Below are 215 nucleotides of genomic sequence, written 5' to 3'. Positions count from 1 at the left end.
GTTCGAGCTCGCCAACGGAGGAACAGTGTTCCTCGACGAGATAGGCGACATGCCCCTCACCATGCAGGCAAAGCTCCTGAGGGTGCTTCAGGAAAAGGAACTGGAGAAGGTAGGTTCAAGCGAGACAATCCCTATAGATGTAAGGATAATATCTGCAACCAACCAGAACCTTGAGGACATGGTAAGGAATGGCACCTTCAGGGAGGACCTCTACT

General features: G+C 51.6%; 1 protein-coding gene. It reads left to right on the top strand.

What is annotated here, in order from left to right; translation table 11 throughout:
* A partial coding sequence (locus tag T472_RS19530; RefSeq protein ID WP_160319127.1) for a sigma 54-interacting transcriptional regulator occupies window positions 1-215 on the top strand: 215 nt, incomplete at both ends.

Source organism: Youngiibacter fragilis 232.1, from assembly GCF_000495435.3.
GTDB classification, from domain to species: domain Bacteria; phylum Bacillota; class Clostridia; order Clostridiales; family Clostridiaceae; genus Youngiibacter; species Youngiibacter fragilis.
The sequence above is the reverse complement of the archived record's forward strand: the minus strand, read 5'-3'. Positions and strand labels throughout refer to the sequence as shown.